Origin of the sequence: Solibacillus ferritrahens (assembly GCF_037027585.1) — a bacterium.
Taxonomy (GTDB): domain Bacteria; phylum Bacillota; class Bacilli; order Bacillales_A; family Planococcaceae; genus Solibacillus; species Solibacillus ferritrahens.
On sequence record NZ_JAXCLE010000016.1, the window covers coordinates 71,717 to 87,113 of the forward strand.

Sequence of the window (15,397 nt, forward strand, 5' to 3'; positions counted from 1 at the left end):
CGGCTGTATATTTTCAACAATAATTAATTATAAAATTGGACCTCGTAAATCTTCGTCCACAATGACTAAAATTTTGCCGGATTCCACATATCCGCTGTAACGGTTTGCTTCATCTTCTGGAATCCCCATACCAATGAGAGCTCCAGCTAATCCACCGACACCTGAACCAGCAGCTGCTCCTGTTAAACCGGCTACAATCGGACCTGCTGCCACGATTGGCCCAATTCCTGGTATTGCTAATGCGCCAAGTCCAGCAAGTACGCCGCCAACGCCGCCTACTACTCCGCCAGCAGCTGCTCCTGTAGCAGCTCCTTCTGCGACTGCACCTGTTTCATCAGAAATTGTATCTACATTTGAGCTGTTTTTACTTACGACTGAAATATCTTCTGAACGATAGCCTTGACGTTTTAAATCTTCAATTTTCATGATTGCCTCTTCTTCAGTATTATAATAACCTACAATATGTTTTGCCATGTTTATCATCCTCTCCTTTGTTTCTTGCACAGTGTAAAAATACCCTGGTAGAAAATATATAAACATTATGTGGTTGATATTTATATAACTACTGCCTGAAAAAAGCAGTAATAGTAAGGGGTATAGATTTGCTTTTTTAATATAAAAAAACCCCCTTTTCAACAAGTTGAAAAGGGAGAAGAATACTTTTGGCGGAATTGTAATCTTACGGTTTTACCTATCGATATTAATAATAATGTCCTCAAGCTCGACCACTTTTATAGGGGATTTACTATTTTCTTCACGGTATAGCACACCGTTTTCAGGTACTTTATTTGCTGCCATTAATGTCAGAGTTTTCGCATCAGGATGAAGCTTTTCGTATGTGAACATATAATACATATCATGAATACCGCTTCCTGCATTAACCCCCGCTGCTTGAATGAGTTGCTAAAATGTGAAATAATTATGTTAACTTAATACAAATACACCTTCTAGGGTTCCGTATGCGCAGGCATAGTCTGGTCCGAGAGAAGGTGCGCGATTTTTTTTGCGTCACGGAAGGATAAAAGCCTGGGAGATATGTTGATGAACATTCCTCCTGGCTTTTTTATTTGTTGAAAAAATACAGGTTGAAATGAACTCAACGCACAATATAGAGGAGATGAGGAAAATGAAGTATTGGTTATTAGTTGTACTCGCTGCTGTGTTTGAAGTCGGTTGGGTAATCGGCTTAAAGCATGCCGCAACACCTTTGGAATGGTTTGGAACAGTGATTGCCATTATTGTGAGCTTCGGAATATTGATTTACGCGAGTGGGGTATTACCAGTCGGAACCGTATACGCGGTATTCGTTGGACTCGGTACATTCGGTACAGTCATCAGCGATATGGTATTATTCGGCAGCCCGGTTGAGCCGTTAAAAATCCTATTTATTTTTACATTATTAGCAGGTGTCATCATGTTGAAGCTTGCTACACCGGATGACAGCGGTACGGGAGGTGAGCAGTAATGGCTTGGATTTATTTAATTTTAGCGGGATTATTTGAAATGGTTTCAGTTGGATTTATGGGCAGGCTACAGCAGCGTAAGGATATCCTCTCATTTGTGCTACTTATTGTCGGCTTTTCTGCTAGCTTCTTTTTCCTGAGCCTTGCTATGAAGGTATTGCCAATGGGATTAGCCTATGCAATTTGGACAGGAATAGGTGCAGCAGGGGGGGCAATTTTAGGAATTGTACTATTTAAAGAACCGAAAAATGCCTTGAGAATTACAGCGATCACTTTAATTATCGGGAGTGTCATTGCGCTGAAATTGATTTCTTAATCATACTAATTACCAATTCTACAGATTTGTGTAGAGTTGGTTTTTATTTTAATCTTATAAAATATTTTACAATTCCTATAGTAATAGTATAGAATAAAATAATAGAAAATTTAAAATACATAGAAAATAGTGAGGTAATCATTATGTTAGGAATCAAAAACGATTATTTAGTAATTGGTGATGTGAATGCACCTGTTAAAATGGAAGTATTTTTAAATTATGCATGTCCATATTGTGCTACTTTTTATGAATTAGTTGATCATACACTGCCTAAGTATTTTACAGAAGGTAAAGTGGCTTTAGTTGTGAAGCATTATGATAAGTCTCGGGAAATGCTGCTGCCTGGAACGCTAATTAATGCCAATCTGGATTACACCAATCCGGAAAGAACATTGGAAATCATAAGTGAATTATTTAAAAATCAAGCAACATGGGATAAGTATTCGAGTTTTGAAATAAAGAAATATATTGAAGAAAAATATGACTTAAAAGAAGAGCCTGCTAATATCGACCGTAGCTTACTGATTACAGCTGAAGCGATTGAACGTAATGTAAAAATGGTCCCAACTGTCTTTATCAACGAACATGAATTTCAATACCCACGTGAGATATTTGCAGAGGAATTAGTAGAAGTTATCGAAAAAGAGCTAAAGAATGCTGTAATTTAATTGTCTTCCAACATAACAGAAAGAAGGGGCTATCCGGAATAAAATTCTGGATAGCCCCTTAACTTTGAATGATTTAATTACTCAATACAGCTTTTAAACTGTTCCCTTGATTGGTCTCTGAAACCTGTAACGGCTCTTCTTCACCGTGCATTAGGCGATTTAAAATTTTCTCTTCTAGCTCAATTAGTGCCGGATTCGTTAATTTACGCGGACGTGGTGCATTCACCTCTTCATCATAGGCAATTTGACCGTCCTCAATTAAAATGATTCGATCTGCTAATCGGACCGCTTCTCCGACATCATGGGTTACAAGCAATGCCGTGAAGTTATTTTTTTCCCAAATGTTTTCGATTAGATTTTGCATTTCAATCCGAGTTAAGGCATCAAGAGCACTTAACGGTTCATCCAGCATTAACAATGATGGTTCATGGATTAAGGCTCTCGCCAATGCAACACGTTGCTTTTGACCGCCTGAAAGTGTAGATGGCCACTCATCTTTTAAAGGTAATAATCCAACCTTATTTAAAGCTTCTTCGGCCTTTGCTTTCCAATCTCCTGTCAATCCTAAACCGACATTGTCTATAACTTTCTTCCAAGGAAGTAAACGCGAATCCTGATACATCATTTTCACATTAGCTTCCGATTTAGTAGCAGGGACGCCATCGAATAATAACTCGCCGGCAGTAATTTCCTCAAGGCTTGCCACAAGGCGCAGCAGTGTACTTTTCCCACTGCCACTTTTACCGATAATGGCAATGAATTCACCTTTATCAAAAGAGATGGAAATATCATGTAAAATTTCTTTTGGTCCGAATGACTTTTTTAAGTTTTTAATATCAATTTGAATTGCTTCCGGTTTCATGCTAAATGACCTCCTTATTTCGTATAGCTTGCATTCCACTTTAATGCGCGGTTCTCACCAAACTGTGCAATCAAATCGGCTAGCTTACCAAGCAATGCATAAATGATAATGCTTAAAATAATGACATCTGTCTGCATGAACTCACGAGCGTTTGTCGCCAAATAGCCTAATCCTTCATTAGTCGGGATTGTTTCAGCGATGATTAAAGTCAGCCACATGACACCTAGTGCATATCGTAAACCGACAAAAATAGATGGCAGTGCCCCTGGTAACAATACATCTTTGAATAAGCTCCAGCCCTTTAAGTTGTACATGCGACCCATTTCTACTAAATTAGGATCCACATTACGGATACCGTGGAATGTATTCACGTAAATAGGGAAGAGCACCCCTAATGCCACTAAGAAAATTTTTGCATCTTCTCCAATACCAATCCATACGATAACAAGCGGAATAAGCGCCAGGTGAGGGATATTCCGAATCATTTGAATCGTTGTATCTAAATAAATGTAGGATTTTTTTGATAAACCATTTAATACACCTAATACAAATCCAATGACACCACCGATTAACATTCCCGTTAATGCGCGCCATAAGCTTACGCCAATGTGGGTCATTAAATCGCCATTTACTAGCAGATTCCAACCCGTCTCAACGATTGTCAGTGGGGACGGGAACAATGAAGCCGATATAACTTCCAAACGTACAATGATTTCCCAAATCACGACGAGCACCACAGGAATAACCCATGGACGAAAATCTAGTTTCATACTATTTAACCTCCTATATAAAGTAAGCGAGAGCATAATCGCACTCGCTTACTCAATTTCCTATTTAGTCCAAACTTTATCTTGGATAGTTACTTCTACTGGAATCAATTTTAGTTCGAAGTATTTATCCGCCTGTTTTTGCTGTGTTTCAATAATTTCGTCTGTAATTTCGGATGCACCGAATGTACGACGGTTAATTTGCTTACTAATAACCTCTTCTTTAATGCCAAGTGCTTCAGACATAATCGCGATTACTTCCTCGCGATTTTCGTTAGCCCATTTATCGGACTCATCAATTTTTTCTAAAATGAACTCGACTAGCTCTGGATAATTATCAACAAATGTTTCTGTTGCAAAATAGAATGTACGGTTAGGGTAGCCGTCGATATCCCCGTTTACTAATGTAATAGAATCTGTTTCAAGCTCTGCCGATGCAAAGAATGGATCGTAAGAAGCTAAAGCATCGATTTGCCCTGTTTCAAATAATGCACGACCTTGTGCTGCATCCTCAGGATATACCCACTCTACATCATCCACTGTTAAACCGACTGACTCTAGAGCAAGTACTGTAGAATAATGATGGTTACCACCTTTTAAAGCGCCAACTTTTTTACCTTTTAAATCTTCAAGCTTTGTGATGCCTGATTTTTTTAATACGACAATTCCAACACCTTCTGGATTTGGATTATCTGCCCCTACGTAGTAGAAAGGCTTATTGGAAGCTTGAGCGAAAATACCAGGGCCATCCGCAGCGTGACCGAAATGAATTGCCCCCGCATAAATGCCCTCCATTAAAGTATTACCGTGTGTGAATAATTCCCATTTAATCTCTAAATCTTTTTCTTTAGCAGCTTCATCTAAAATACCTGATTCTTTTAAAATGTGTAATGTATTCCCTTTTTGATAGCCAATATTGATTGTCTTTAACTCTTTCCCTTGTGCATTACCTGTTGATGCGCCGTCCTTTTCATCGGATGAACATGCAGTTAACACTGCTAATACTAAAAATAAACCAAATACTGATAATAGCTTTTTCATTATTTATCCTCCATTTTTAAACAAATCGATAAAGTGCATTTGTAATTTCTTCTACCTTTTGTGTAGCTCCTTTAAATTGAAGCGCGAAAAGTCTTTCACCACCGGCTTCCAGTACGTCTGCAACTACACCTTTTCCAACCGGCTCATACAGTACAATATCGCCACCTTGTAATGATAGGCGTTGCACTTTTGAATTCCACTCTTCATCTATATAACTTGCGCCTTTTTCAAGCTGTAATAGCGTTGACCAAAGTGCTGCTGTTTCTTCAATATTACGGACAGCAAATGCTGCACCGTCTACTTGAACATCACCTAGCGTATGGGGTGCAATTACTCCGCGTGCTGTTAGATCCTCAAGTCGCTCATTATCTTTTTCATCCCACTCGATAAAGAAAGGTAAATGTAATGATTCATCTTGTTTGCCTGCGAATAATAATTTCCAAGTGACCAATGTGCCATCTGGGCGAGTACGACTGAAATCAGTCGGACCATTCACTTCCAGCCCTTGTGCTTTAAAGTGTTCTGCTAGCTCCTGTAAATTATCTGAACGAAGTGCAATACGCTGTGGGCCAGACTGTAGATTATTTTCGATGAATGTATCACGTAGGCTGTATTTTACGCTGCCGGCTTCTTTTACAAGTGCTTCATCAAAGATGCCGATTAACTCTACATAACTTAAATCAAAGTAGCTAAGTGTGTTGTAAGTGCCTAAATTTTCATGACGCCCCCCTTGAACAGCGTGCAAGCCTAACTTTTGAAATGCCTCTGCTGCTTTTGTTGGGTCAGGCGTTAAATGGACAAAATGATCGAACTGTAATGTCATATATATCGTCTCCTCACAATCTAATAAATTCAAAATTATTATAAACAAATAGATTTAGTTGGTTTAGTGGCAAGAACTAAAGGTACGTTCAATTCCAGCTTATTTAAATGTTAAGGATTCATTAACTATAATCCCTATAAATTTAATACACATTAACTTAGTACTACTTTAAATATTGCGGTACGAAAAGTCAACATAAAATTCAGAAAAATTAAATATCTCAATAGGGTTAAGGGGGGGATTAACAGGACCCTGTAATAATAAAAAGAAAATGACTGCTTAATCCCATCTTTATTTCCTTCTAACCATCCCTAAAAATTTCTGTTACACTAAATTTACAGTAAATTCTAACAATTTAAAGGGGGAGCTTTATGGAAGAAGTTAGGGAGATAGCTTTAAATGAAAATATTATTGCTACGCTAGATACTATTGTCGAAACTGTTTTAGGAAGTGACAAAGCAACCATTACATTGAGAGATCGGGCTTCGGGGGAAATTATATATTCATATCGAGGGGAGCATTTAATGCGTCCGGCTTCCAATATGAAAATCATCACCGGGGCAACTGCGTTATCTGAGCTAGGGTTGGATTTCCGATTCAAAACAGAACTTTATCTGGACGGGCAAATTGAGGATGGCACATTGTACGGGGATATTTACATAAAAGGCTACGGAGACCCTACAATAAATGAAGCAACACTCAAGCTTTTTGCGCAGAAGCTGTCGGAACAAGATATTCAAAAGGCAACCGGGATGATCATAGGCGACGATACATATTTTACAGGAGATACATTGCCGCCGGGTGTTGACGAGGAGGGGGAGACGCATTATTATGGGGCGCGGATTTCACCCATTACGATGTCACCGAACGATGATTTTGATGCAAGTACGATTATTATAGAAGTGACTGCGCGTAACGTAGGAGAGCAGCCGGACTATGTAGTCATTCCCCATTTGAGCGGGATGCAGATTTTTAATGAGGCACTCACAGTAGTAAATGATAGAGAAAATACGCTTGAAATTCGTCGCATTAATAATACAAATCAAATCAAAATCACAGGTGAAATTCCTGAAGGGGAAAGTGCAAAAGTATGGGTATCACATCAGGACCCAACAAAAAATACGCTGCAATTTTTCAAAGTGTTATGTGAACAGGTGGGCATACAATTCAGTGAACAGTGTAGGATAGTAAATGGTATTATTCCTCAACAAGCGGATCTTATTTATACGCACGAATCTGAAACGCTTGAGGAAATGTTCTCTATTTTTATGAAGCTCAGCAATAATAGTATGGCGGATATTTTTGTGAAGACAATGGGGAAACTTCAGCACGGAGTAGGGGATTACGCGCATGGTCTGCAAGTTGTACAGGCCTACTTGGAAAAGCATCAAAATAATTTTGAGGCATGGCAGTTTGTCGACGGATCAGGGCTTTCGCATGGCATCCGCCTCCATTCAAATGGCATCTCACAGCTATTGTTTAAGCTTCAGAAAGAGCCTTACTTCCCTCAGTTTTTCGCTTCACTACCGGTTGCAGGGAATACGGATCGTCTCATCGGCGGTACATTAAAGGATCGTTTTTTGGAGCCGGAATTACAAAATACGATATTCGCCAAAACAGGATATATTCATGAAGTAAACACTTTATCCGGTTATGTAACAGGGGAAAGTGGAAGAGACTATATTTTCTCCATTATGCTTGAAGGCCGAGAAGAAGGAATTCCTTTTTTAGATGAAGGATTAAAGTCAATGATTGTTTATTTATAACTATATGAAACAAATAATTCTGAAACTTTTTTGTACAACACCCGTAAAACAATAAGGGGGTGCACAATGAAGAAAAGAATTGAAGCTATTGACGCATTAAGAGGGTTTTCGCTATTAGGAATACTCATTGCGAATATGCTGTATTTTCAATACAGTGATATAACGCAAAATACAATAGATCCGACAACTTGGTGGGATAAAGGGGCATTTTATTTCACAAAAATATTTGTAGAAGCTTCATTTTATCCGATATTTGGATTTTTGTTTGGATACGGCATTATTTTATTTATTCGCACGTTGGAAAATCGGGATTTAAAAACAAGAGGTCCATTATGGCGGCGTGCCATTGGTTTAATGATTTTAGGCGTCTTACATATTGCTTTTGTATGGGATGGCGACATTTTATTTACTTATGGTGCAGGTCTAATCATCATCATGTTATTTATTAAACGTAAGGTAAAAACTCTGCTCATTTGGGCAACGGTTATGACATTATTAATGGCACCACTATTATTACTGAAAACGGATTTCTTGGCACTTGCAGCAAATGAGGATATTGTCGCTGTTTTAGCAAGCGGTACCTACTGGGAAGTTGTCCAGCAACGCATCGGAATTACTGAAGATATTCCATTTTTCATTGTATTACTAGTCATACCTATTGCGGTTGGTTTTATGGCTTTACTGTCCTTTTTCGTCATTGGCCCATTCGTATTATTAGGAATGGCTGCAGCCAAAACAGATTTCTTTGCGAATATTAGTGGGAAAACAGTATTATTAAAACGGTTAGCATTATTAATTCCAATAGGTCTGGCCTGTAAAGCATTGTTATTTTGGGACCACTTTGCCGGAAAGCTGTTATATGGTGCAGGGACATATATGCTGGCACTTGGTTATATGGCGCTCTTTACGCTCCTTTATTTAGCCAATCATGAAAGCAAGTTATCTAAAGCATTTGCAAGCGTTGGCCGTTTATCGTTAACGAATTACTTAATGCAGTCGCTAATTTTTACAACGATTTTCTACGGATACGGATTAGGTTTCTTCGGGGAGCTGGGCGTCGCAATTGGGTTGGTTCTTGCAGTTGCTTTCTATGCCATTCAACTTTTCGTCTCCACACTTTATTCAAAACGCTTTTCGATTGGCCCAGTAGAATGGTTGCTTCGTAAATTCATTTATTTAGGGAAAGGTTGAAGGAAGATGTTGTTAGAAATGACTTCCGAAATTTTTGCCCATAAATAAGCGGAGATTTTACCGTTATTTGCGGATTGAACCTGTTTTTACAGGAAATAAAGGAAGATTTTCCGCTTATTCATCGAAAAAATAACCATTTTCATGTTTTTTAGTGTAATAAGCGGAATCTCTCCGCTTATTCTGGCAGTTTTTTAGTTAATTTTCATAATAGGGGAAATTCCTCCCTCTATTTTTACGGAGGGACTAAAATTCAAAAAAAGTGCCCTCGAAAAAAGGGTGCTTTTTTTATTTTAATGAAACTATTTTTTAATTACACAGGTCTAACGGTTAATCGGGAAAGGAGGCAGCTATGAATTTGCGAACATTTGAAGAGATTGTACATTCACATGGCGATTATATACTGCGCCTTTGTTATACATATACGAAAGACTGGCAAATGGCTGAGGACCTGACCCAGGAAACCTTTATCCGTTTTTACACGGCACAGGAAAAGTTCAGACAGGAAGCCGATGTAAAAACCTATTTATATCGCATTGCGGTCAATCGCTGCAAAACTTATTTGGCGAGCTGGCGTTATAAACAAACACAGCTGATCGAGATTGGCCAAAAATTAATTTCAAAAGATAATGTCGCCATACAAATAGAGCGAAAAGATGAGGCAAAACAGCTGTATGAAAAAATAGAAGGGCTACCTGTAAAATACCGGGAAGTACTCGTATTTTATCATTATTTTGATTGGACAACAGCACAAATTGCAGAGCTGCTCAGTTGTTCAGAAAATACGGTGAAAACGCGGCTGAGGCGTGGGAGACAGCAACTTGGTCAACTATTGGAGAAAGGGGGCATAACGGATGGATCCGATTAAAAAAGTACTGACAGATGAGCTGGAAGGAAAAAAGCTATCACAAGAAGCAAAACAAAAAATTTTAACAACGAAACCGCGTAAAAAGAGAAATTTCATCCCGCAAATTGCGACTATCTGTATATGTGCTGTCGCGCTGTTTTTATTTTTAACGAATACGGAAAAGAAGGCGCCGCAAATGGAAGCAGCTAATGCGATGTTCGGCCCTATAGACGAAGCCATTGTAGACTATTTTAATAAAGAATCACCGAAGCTACAAATGGAGCCTGGAAAACAGGAGGATCCGTTTCATAATGGGGACGCCTATTTAATGCGACTTGCCCTTGAACAGAATAGTGGTCAATTTTATAGTGACTCCTCATTGACGAAAAGTGAACGCTACATAGTCAGTGAGCTGTTGCATTATATACAAGAAGCAATTTGGCACAATAACACTAGGGTAGAAGTCAACCCAGTTCAATCGATCAATCAGCTTGTAGAACAGGCACCGGCACTTATTTCACAGTTAAAGCCGCATGTTGAAATGCCCTATATGAAAACAGTGGACGAAAAACAACAGCAATGGAATTATACTTCGTTTGATAAGAAAAGGTGGATATCGTATGTAGTCGTTTTAGCTTTACTGTTGGCGGCTATTATTTATTTAATAAAGTCCAAACATTTTATTATTGTAGCATTTGTGATCTTTTTAGCTTTGGTGTCCTTTTCACAACCATTTTGGCAACCTTTCAAAGATGTGAGCGCATATGATGAAAAGACATTGGTCGAAGTTGTTGAACGTGAATTGAAAAAAATGAATATACGAGTGGTTGGACAGCCTGAACTTCAATATGCCGCCTCGATTCATAAAGTAAGAACAGCACTTGTCTCCTTTGAGGATGGTATGACGGTACTAGCTGAATTCGATTATAATAATGGCCGATATATAAATCGCGGTATGACATGGCATTCAGGTAATATTTTCAGTAATATATCGATCGTTCAAAATGAACAGAATACTATCAATGTAATGGCTTTTAAAGCAGATCATCATGTAGCAAAAGTCCTTATTGAAAATGAACAGAATTATTTGGCTGAAGCTGCATTAAAAGAGCAGAAACCTACAATAATTTATTTTAAAACACCAAAGGGATTAAGCTCCTACTCTAGAGTCTACTTTGATGCTAATGGAGAACGGGTTCAATAATGAAGAATATAAGCGGAGTTTTCCTTCGTTTCATCCGCAATATAGATAAGCAAAAACATCCATTTCTCTTATGAAGGAAAAATGGATGTTTTTCAGTTTGCCATGGTGGTCTTTTCATCTCATTAATCACTGTTTTTCTAATACCTTCCGTTCAATCATTTCCACACCTTTATACATAATTGTTGCTAACACGATAATGATTAAAAGCGCCAAGAATACTAGTGTGAAGTTAAACACCTGGAAGCCTGAAATAATCAAGTAGCCGAGCCCGCTGGATGATACTAAAAACTCCCCTACAATAACCCCAACCCAGGATAGACCGACATTTACCTTTAGTGTTGAAATGATCGTCGGAGTAGAGGCAGGCAGAATAACATGGCGGAATGTTTCATATTTAGAAGCGCCAAAAAGCTGCATGACCTTCACATAATTTTCATTGACTTGCTGAAATGCTGAAAAAATAACAAGGGTTGAAATAATAACCGATATCAGTACACCCATTACAAGTACTGCCAGCATATTCGGCCCGAAAATCACGAGGATAATCGGTCCAATCGCTACTTTAGGCATCGCATTCAATACGACAAGATAGGGGTCCATCACATCGGCAAATGTTTTCGATGACCACAAGGAGATAGCGAGCAATGTTCCGAATAATGTCCCTAGTATAAAGCCGACAACCGTCTCAAACATGGTTATCGCAATATGGGGAAACAATGACCCATCACTTATTTTCGCGATGAACATGCTTCCAACTGCACGAGGGCTACTGAAAATTAGCGGGTCCAGTATCCGGAAATGTGTAGTAACTTCCCATAATAGAAGAAGACCAATAAGAATAACAAATTGAAAAGCGAATATTTTACGCTTTTCTTGACGTCGCTGCTCATTATATTGCTGCTGTAATTGATCAATATTCATCTGTATCAAGCTCCTCCCATATTTCTTGGAACAGTACTTGAAAAGCAGGAGCATTACGAGCATCAAATGGTGTAAGCTCGCGAATTTCCTGCGGGATGATGAAGCTTTTTAAAATAGTCCCTGGCCGTGCGCTGAAGATAAATACTTTATCGCTCATCGCAATAGCTTCACTAATATCATGCGTTACTAAAATGGTCGTTGTTGAAAACTGCTTTAACGTCTCCGATACAAAGTTTTCTAAAGATAGCTTTGATCGGAAATCGAGCGCGGAAAAGGGTTCATCCAGGAGGAGTAATGTCGGTTTGACGGCAAGTGTGCGCGCAAGTGCAATACGTTGGCGCATCCCTCCGGATAGTTGTGGCGGGTATAATTTCTTTGTATGAGCTAATTCGAATTGCTCCAAAAGTTCATCAACAATATCATGGTTTTCCCTTTTTAAAAGGGTTAGCCCGAGTGCTACATTCTCCTCGATTGTTTTCCACGGAAATAAAAAATCCTGCTGAAGCATATAACCAATTTCTACGTCTCCAGCAAATTGAATCTCACCGGCCGTTGGAGTTAACAAACCTGCAAGTAAAGAAAGAAGTGTCGATTTCCCGCACCCACTGGGACCTAAAAAAGAAACAAATTCACCCGCTCCAACTGAAAAATTTACATTTTCAAGGGCAGTTGCTACTTGCTGTTCCTTAAAAAAATGGTGAGTTACATTTTTTACATCTAAAAATGTCATTTTACTTCACAACCGCATCAGCAAATGATCGGTTAACTAGGTCTTCGTAGGATGGTTCAAAATCCAATACCCCAGCCTCCGTCATAACATCAAGTAAATTTTGGAACTCCTGATCATCGATGATAGGATCCTTCGCATAAGATTCCTGGTCGCGGTAACGTGTTACCACCTGCTCGATAATGGATTGCTCAGTGTCCTCGAAATAAGGAGCAATTGCTTTTGCCACTTCCTCACTCGATGCACTGTAAACCCATTGTTGTGCTTTATATAATGCTGTTGTAAAGCTTTCGACTAATTCCTTTTCTGTAAGAGTACTTTCCTTTGTCATAAACACTGTATATGGAATCGCACCAAGCTCTTCACCGAAAGAAGCAACGATCTTTCCGATACCCTGTTCTTCAAAAATACTCGCAGTTGGCTCAAAAAGCTGTACATAGTCGCCTGTACCAGAAGCAAAGGCGTTAGCAATATTTGCAAAATCAATATTTTGTATTAGCGTTAAATCATTTTGTGGATCAATGCCTTGCTGCTTCAGAACGAATTCGCCGGCCATTTGAGGCATCCCACCTACACGTTGACCTAAAAATGTACTTCCTTTTAATGCATCCCAGCTAAAGTCAACATCCTTATCGCGTGCCACTAAAAACGTTCCATCTGTTTGCGTAAGCTGTGCAAAATTGATGACAGCATCATTTGGATTTTGCCCCGCTACATAAATAGACGTTTCTGCCCCAATTAATGCAATATCAATTCCATCTGATAAAAGGGCTGTCATCGTCTTATCTCCACCGGGAATAGTTGAAAGCTTTATAGACAAACCTTCATCTTCAAAAAAGCCTTCTTCAATCGCCGCATAAAGAGGGGCATAAAAAATAGAACGAGTTACTTCACCGACTTTTACTTCCTGCAAATCCTTTTGTCCACATCCTGCCAATAACAATAAAACCCCTACAAAAAGGGCTGTTCGTAGCCATTTCATCTGGTCATCCTTTTCTCAAATAGTGTTGTAGTATCGTATGCAGCAGGAAGGTGAGAGGTGTTACATACAACTTTACATTTCACTAAGCTAAAACGTTCATGGTACGATAAAGATAATTATTTTTTGTTATAAGGTGGAGAGTGCGATGAATATAAATCATTTGAAAGGACAGCTTGCAAAGCCGCAACCCTTATTTTTAGGGGAGGAAACGGCCTTTCGTTCGGCAGTACTGATTCCTCTTGTTGAAAAAGAAGGGGAGTGGCATGTGTTATTTGAGGTGCGTGCATTAACAATGCGGAAACAACCCGGAGATATTGGTTTTCCTGGAGGGAAAATTGATGATACTGATGCATCTCCGCTTGCAGCTGCGCTTCGTGAAACGCATGAAGAGCTAGGAGTCGATCAACAATCGATTCAAATTTTGGGACACTTAAGCCCGTACGTTGTTTCACCATCATTTGTCGTCTACCCATTCATTGGCGTTATCGAGCCGTCTGAGCTGGATGCATTTAATAAGGATGAAGTCGAGGAACTATTTACGGTACCGCTGGATTGGCTACTGACACATGAGCCATATGTGCATTATATTCCGATAGAACCAAAGCCTTCGATTGATTTTCCATTTGACAAAATTGCGAATGGGGAAAATTATGAATGGCGCACAAGCCGTATGGAAGAATGGTTTTATGAATATAGAAACTACACAATATGGGGATTGACAGCAAGGCTATTAAAGTACTTTGTGGCAAAGATAAAATAAAATGGCTTCAATCTTTGGTGGCTGACACCAAGTCTAGCGTAATATTAAACAGGGAGCTGGATTAATTGCTTTGTATGATTATCCTGGACTTCACAACAGAGGGGACTGTTTAAGTAAGCTTCTACAATCATCATTTCATCAATCGATAAGTTTTTCGCAACCGGAACATTCAGTGAGCGAGTCGAGCAGTCATACATGAATTTAATCAATATTTTATTGTTTGTACGAAAATGGAGCCTTTGATTGTCTTTTGACGTGATAATAATCGTATAGCGACTCATTTTATTCCTCCTTTATTTATGTAATATTATAGTTTTCAGTGTGAAAAATGTAAATATTTTGATAATTGATGGGGTGCCTCAAAATAGAAGGCAAAAAGAAAATAACAGGCGATTTCTTTTTTTATAAAGAGAATAATCGCCTTTTTTAATTTTATACCTTTTTAAATACACGAACCTCAGATAAATGATTGAAAGATGTGCAAAGGAATTTAAAGATAGCAAACATATAGCCCTTTTCTAGAAACATCTAGGATTTATAAAAAAAATAGCATATGATAAAGGCATCGAAAAAAAACGGGAGGCAGTTATGAAAAGGAAAAAATTTTTATATTTAGGTATCGGGCTAGTAATTGCAATTGCTGCAGTATTGGACATTGCTTTTAAAGGGTTAGGATATCAACTGCTTCAAAAACTGTTTTAGTAGCAGTCTTCCCCGCTTCATTTATTAATGAAGACGGGATTTTTTTATTTTTAAAGCTGCAAATTGGGCGATTTTTATAAAAAGAGAAAATAGATATGATTTTTTCTTGGTGATATATAAATAAGAAGAAACTAATAGTAAAAAAATATAGTGAAAAAAGTTTTTAAAAACTGTTGACGGTTTATTAAAAGGAGTGTAATATTCTAATAGTCGTCAGCAACGAGCTGATAACAAAAAGCAAATGAACCTTGAAAACTGAACAAGCAACGTTAATGAAACAAGCTTCTTAAATGAAGCAAACAATAGATTATAACTTTTAATTAAGTTAAATCGCTAGCAAAGCAAATGAGCTTTCAAACT

Annotated in this window: 18 protein-coding genes and 1 riboswitch; of the genes, 8 read left to right on the forward strand and 10 right to left on the reverse strand. The window is 38.4% G+C overall.

Translation table 11 applies throughout. The features are described 5' to 3' along the window. Nucleotides 1–27 precede the first annotated feature (27 nt). Nucleotides 28–474, reverse strand: coding sequence for a general stress protein (locus tag SNE38_RS14965; RefSeq protein ID WP_336046807.1), 447 nt, complete (start codon nt 472–474; stop codon nt 28–30). A 213-nt stretch (nt 475–687) separates the two neighbouring features. After that, entirely contained in the window at nt 688–855 is a 168-nt protein-coding gene (locus SNE38_RS14970; RefSeq protein WP_191704863.1) for a hypothetical protein, read from the reverse strand. Between the two features lie 81 nt (nt 856–936). Continuing rightward, nucleotides 937–1,035: riboswitch (guanidine-I (ykkC/yxkD leader) on the forward strand. 91 nt (nt 1,036–1,126) lie between these two features. On the opposite strand from SNE38_RS14970, the gene SNE38_RS14975 reads away from it, so the two are divergent. From SNE38_RS14975 to SNE38_RS14985, 3 genes are all read left to right on the forward strand, one after another. After that, nucleotides 1,127–1,465, forward strand: a complete 339-nt coding sequence (locus SNE38_RS14975) for a DMT family transporter (protein WP_191704864.1) — start codon at nt 1,127–1,129, stop codon at nt 1,463–1,465. After that, nucleotides 1,465–1,779, forward strand: coding sequence for a DMT family transporter (locus tag SNE38_RS14980; RefSeq protein WP_191701619.1), 315 nt, complete (start codon nt 1,465–1,467; stop codon nt 1,777–1,779). The genes SNE38_RS14975 and SNE38_RS14980 overlap by 1 nt, the downstream gene beginning before the upstream one ends. Nucleotides 1,780–1,922: 143 nt before the next feature. Then, a complete protein-coding gene (locus SNE38_RS14985; protein ID WP_191704865.1) occupies nt 1,923–2,447 on the forward strand; it encodes a thioredoxin domain-containing protein in 525 nt (174 codons plus the stop codon). 73 nt (nt 2,448–2,520) lie between these two features. Here the strand turns inward: SNE38_RS14985 and SNE38_RS14990 are convergent, their stop codons facing one another. The 4 genes from SNE38_RS14990 to SNE38_RS15005 are packed head-to-tail and all read right to left on the reverse strand — an operon-like array spanning nt 2,521 to nt 5,940. Then, on the reverse strand, nt 2,521–3,309 hold the full coding sequence (locus SNE38_RS14990) for an ATP-binding cassette domain-containing protein (RefSeq protein WP_191704866.1): 789 nt from the start codon (nt 3,307–3,309) through the stop codon (nt 2,521–2,523). A 14-nt stretch (nt 3,310–3,323) separates the two neighbouring features. Next, on the reverse strand, nt 3,324–4,079 hold the full coding sequence (locus SNE38_RS14995) for an ABC transporter permease subunit (RefSeq protein ID WP_191704867.1): 756 nt from the start codon (nt 4,077–4,079) through the stop codon (nt 3,324–3,326). Nucleotides 4,080–4,139: 60 nt separating this feature from the next. Further along, complete coding sequence (locus tag SNE38_RS15000) at nt 4,140–5,117, reverse strand: aliphatic sulfonate ABC transporter substrate-binding protein (RefSeq protein WP_191704868.1); 978 nt, start codon at nt 5,115–5,117, stop codon at nt 4,140–4,142. Between the two features lie 16 nt (nt 5,118–5,133). Beyond that, nucleotides 5,134–5,940, reverse strand: a complete 807-nt coding sequence (locus tag SNE38_RS15005) for a VOC family protein (RefSeq protein ID WP_336046808.1) — start codon at nt 5,938–5,940, stop codon at nt 5,134–5,136. 371 nt (nt 5,941–6,311) lie between these two features. Between SNE38_RS15005 and dacB the strand changes: the two genes are divergently transcribed. The 4 genes from dacB to SNE38_RS15025 all read left to right on the forward strand — a co-directional run bounded on the left by dacB (nt 6,312) and on the right by SNE38_RS15025 (nt 10,945). Beyond that, a complete protein-coding gene (dacB, locus tag SNE38_RS15010; protein ID WP_191704870.1) occupies nt 6,312–7,706 on the forward strand; it encodes a D-alanyl-D-alanine carboxypeptidase/D-alanyl-D-alanine endopeptidase in 1,395 nt (464 codons plus the stop codon). 66 nt (nt 7,707–7,772) lie between these two features. Beyond that, on the forward strand, nt 7,773–8,897 hold the full coding sequence (locus SNE38_RS15015; protein ID WP_191704871.1) for a DUF418 domain-containing protein: 1,125 nt from the start codon (nt 7,773–7,775) through the stop codon (nt 8,895–8,897). Nucleotides 8,898–9,246: 349 nt separating this feature from the next. Then, the gene (locus SNE38_RS15020) at nt 9,247–9,762 is read left to right on the forward strand and encodes an RNA polymerase sigma factor (RefSeq protein WP_336046809.1); all 516 of its coding nucleotides are present in this window, start codon (nt 9,247–9,249) and stop codon (nt 9,760–9,762) included. After that, nucleotides 9,749–10,945, forward strand: coding sequence for a hypothetical protein (locus tag SNE38_RS15025; RefSeq protein WP_336046810.1), 1,197 nt, complete (start codon nt 9,749–9,751; stop codon nt 10,943–10,945). The genes SNE38_RS15020 and SNE38_RS15025 overlap by 14 nt, the downstream gene beginning before the upstream one ends. A gap of 126 nt (nt 10,946–11,071) precedes the next feature. Here SNE38_RS15025 and SNE38_RS15030 read toward each other — a convergent pair whose 3' ends face one another. The 3 genes from SNE38_RS15030 to SNE38_RS15040 are packed head-to-tail and all read right to left on the reverse strand — an operon-like array spanning nt 11,072 to nt 13,575. After that, a complete protein-coding gene (locus SNE38_RS15030) occupies nt 11,072–11,866 on the reverse strand; it encodes an ABC transporter permease (RefSeq protein ID WP_191704874.1) in 795 nt (264 codons plus the stop codon). Continuing rightward, entirely contained in the window at nt 11,856–12,596 is a 741-nt protein-coding gene (locus SNE38_RS15035) for an ABC transporter ATP-binding protein (protein WP_191704875.1), read from the reverse strand. The genes SNE38_RS15030 and SNE38_RS15035 overlap by 11 nt, the downstream gene beginning before the upstream one ends. Before the next feature lies 1 nt (nt 12,597). Beyond that, on the reverse strand, nt 12,598–13,575 hold the full coding sequence (locus SNE38_RS15040; RefSeq protein ID WP_191704876.1) for an ABC transporter substrate-binding protein: 978 nt from the start codon (nt 13,573–13,575) through the stop codon (nt 12,598–12,600). 145 nt (nt 13,576–13,720) lie between these two features. Between SNE38_RS15040 and SNE38_RS15045 the strand changes: the two genes are divergently transcribed. Further along, nucleotides 13,721–14,335, forward strand: a complete 615-nt coding sequence (locus SNE38_RS15045; protein WP_191704877.1) for an NUDIX hydrolase — start codon at nt 13,721–13,723, stop codon at nt 14,333–14,335. 44 nt (nt 14,336–14,379) lie between these two features. On the opposite strand, the gene SNE38_RS15050 is transcribed toward SNE38_RS15045, so the two are convergent. Next, nucleotides 14,380–14,616 (reverse strand): hypothetical protein, encoded by a 237-nt coding sequence (locus SNE38_RS15050; RefSeq protein ID WP_191704878.1) that lies wholly within the window; start codon nt 14,614–14,616, stop codon nt 14,380–14,382. Between the last annotated feature and the right edge of the window lie 781 nt (nt 14,617–15,397).

Excerpts from the sequence above, each read along its gene's own strand:
- SNE38_RS15015 (WP_191704871.1), top strand. The coding sequence starts at position 7,773 with ATGAAGAAAAGAATTGAAGCTATTGACGCATTAAGAGGGTTTTCGCTA.
- SNE38_RS15040 (WP_191704876.1), bottom strand. The coding sequence starts at position 13,575 with ATGAAATGGCTACGAACAGCCCTTTTTGTAGGGGTTTTATTGTTATTG.
- SNE38_RS14990 (WP_191704866.1), bottom strand. The coding sequence starts at position 3,309 with ATGAAACCGGAAGCAATTCAAATTGATATTAAAAACTTAAAAAAGTCA.
- SNE38_RS15045 (WP_191704877.1), top strand. The coding sequence starts at position 13,721 with ATGAATATAAATCATTTGAAAGGACAGCTTGCAAAGCCGCAACCCTTA.
- SNE38_RS14995 (WP_191704867.1), bottom strand. The coding sequence starts at position 4,079 with ATGAAACTAGATTTTCGTCCATGGGTTATTCCTGTGGTGCTCGTCGTG.
- SNE38_RS15030 (WP_191704874.1), bottom strand. The coding sequence starts at position 11,866 with ATGAATATTGATCAATTACAGCAGCAATATAATGAGCAGCGACGTCAA.
- SNE38_RS15000 (WP_191704868.1), bottom strand. The coding sequence starts at position 5,117 with ATGAAAAAGCTATTATCAGTATTTGGTTTATTTTTAGTATTAGCAGTG.
- SNE38_RS14965 (WP_336046807.1), bottom strand. The coding sequence starts at position 474 with ATGGCAAAACATATTGTAGGTTATTATAATACTGAAGAAGAGGCAATC.
- SNE38_RS14975 (WP_191704864.1), top strand. The coding sequence starts at position 1,127 with ATGAAGTATTGGTTATTAGTTGTACTCGCTGCTGTGTTTGAAGTCGGT.
- SNE38_RS15005 (WP_336046808.1), bottom strand. The coding sequence starts at position 5,940 with ATGACATTACAGTTCGATCATTTTGTCCATTTAACGCCTGACCCAACA.
- SNE38_RS15050 (WP_191704878.1), bottom strand. The coding sequence starts at position 14,616 with ATGAGTCGCTATACGATTATTATCACGTCAAAAGACAATCAAAGGCTC.
- SNE38_RS14985 (WP_191704865.1), top strand. The coding sequence starts at position 1,923 with ATGTTAGGAATCAAAAACGATTATTTAGTAATTGGTGATGTGAATGCA.
- SNE38_RS14980 (WP_191701619.1), top strand. The coding sequence starts at position 1,465 with ATGGCTTGGATTTATTTAATTTTAGCGGGATTATTTGAAATGGTTTCA.
- SNE38_RS14970 (WP_191704863.1), bottom strand. The coding sequence starts at position 855 with ATGTATTATATGTTCACATACGAAAAGCTTCATCCTGATGCGAAAACT.
- dacB (WP_191704870.1), top strand. The coding sequence starts at position 6,312 with ATGGAAGAAGTTAGGGAGATAGCTTTAAATGAAAATATTATTGCTACG.
- SNE38_RS15025 (WP_336046810.1), top strand. The coding sequence starts at position 9,749 with ATGGATCCGATTAAAAAAGTACTGACAGATGAGCTGGAAGGAAAAAAG.
- SNE38_RS15035 (WP_191704875.1), bottom strand. The coding sequence starts at position 12,596 with ATGACATTTTTAGATGTAAAAAATGTAACTCACCATTTTTTTAAGGAA.
- SNE38_RS15020 (WP_336046809.1), top strand. The coding sequence starts at position 9,247 with ATGAATTTGCGAACATTTGAAGAGATTGTACATTCACATGGCGATTAT.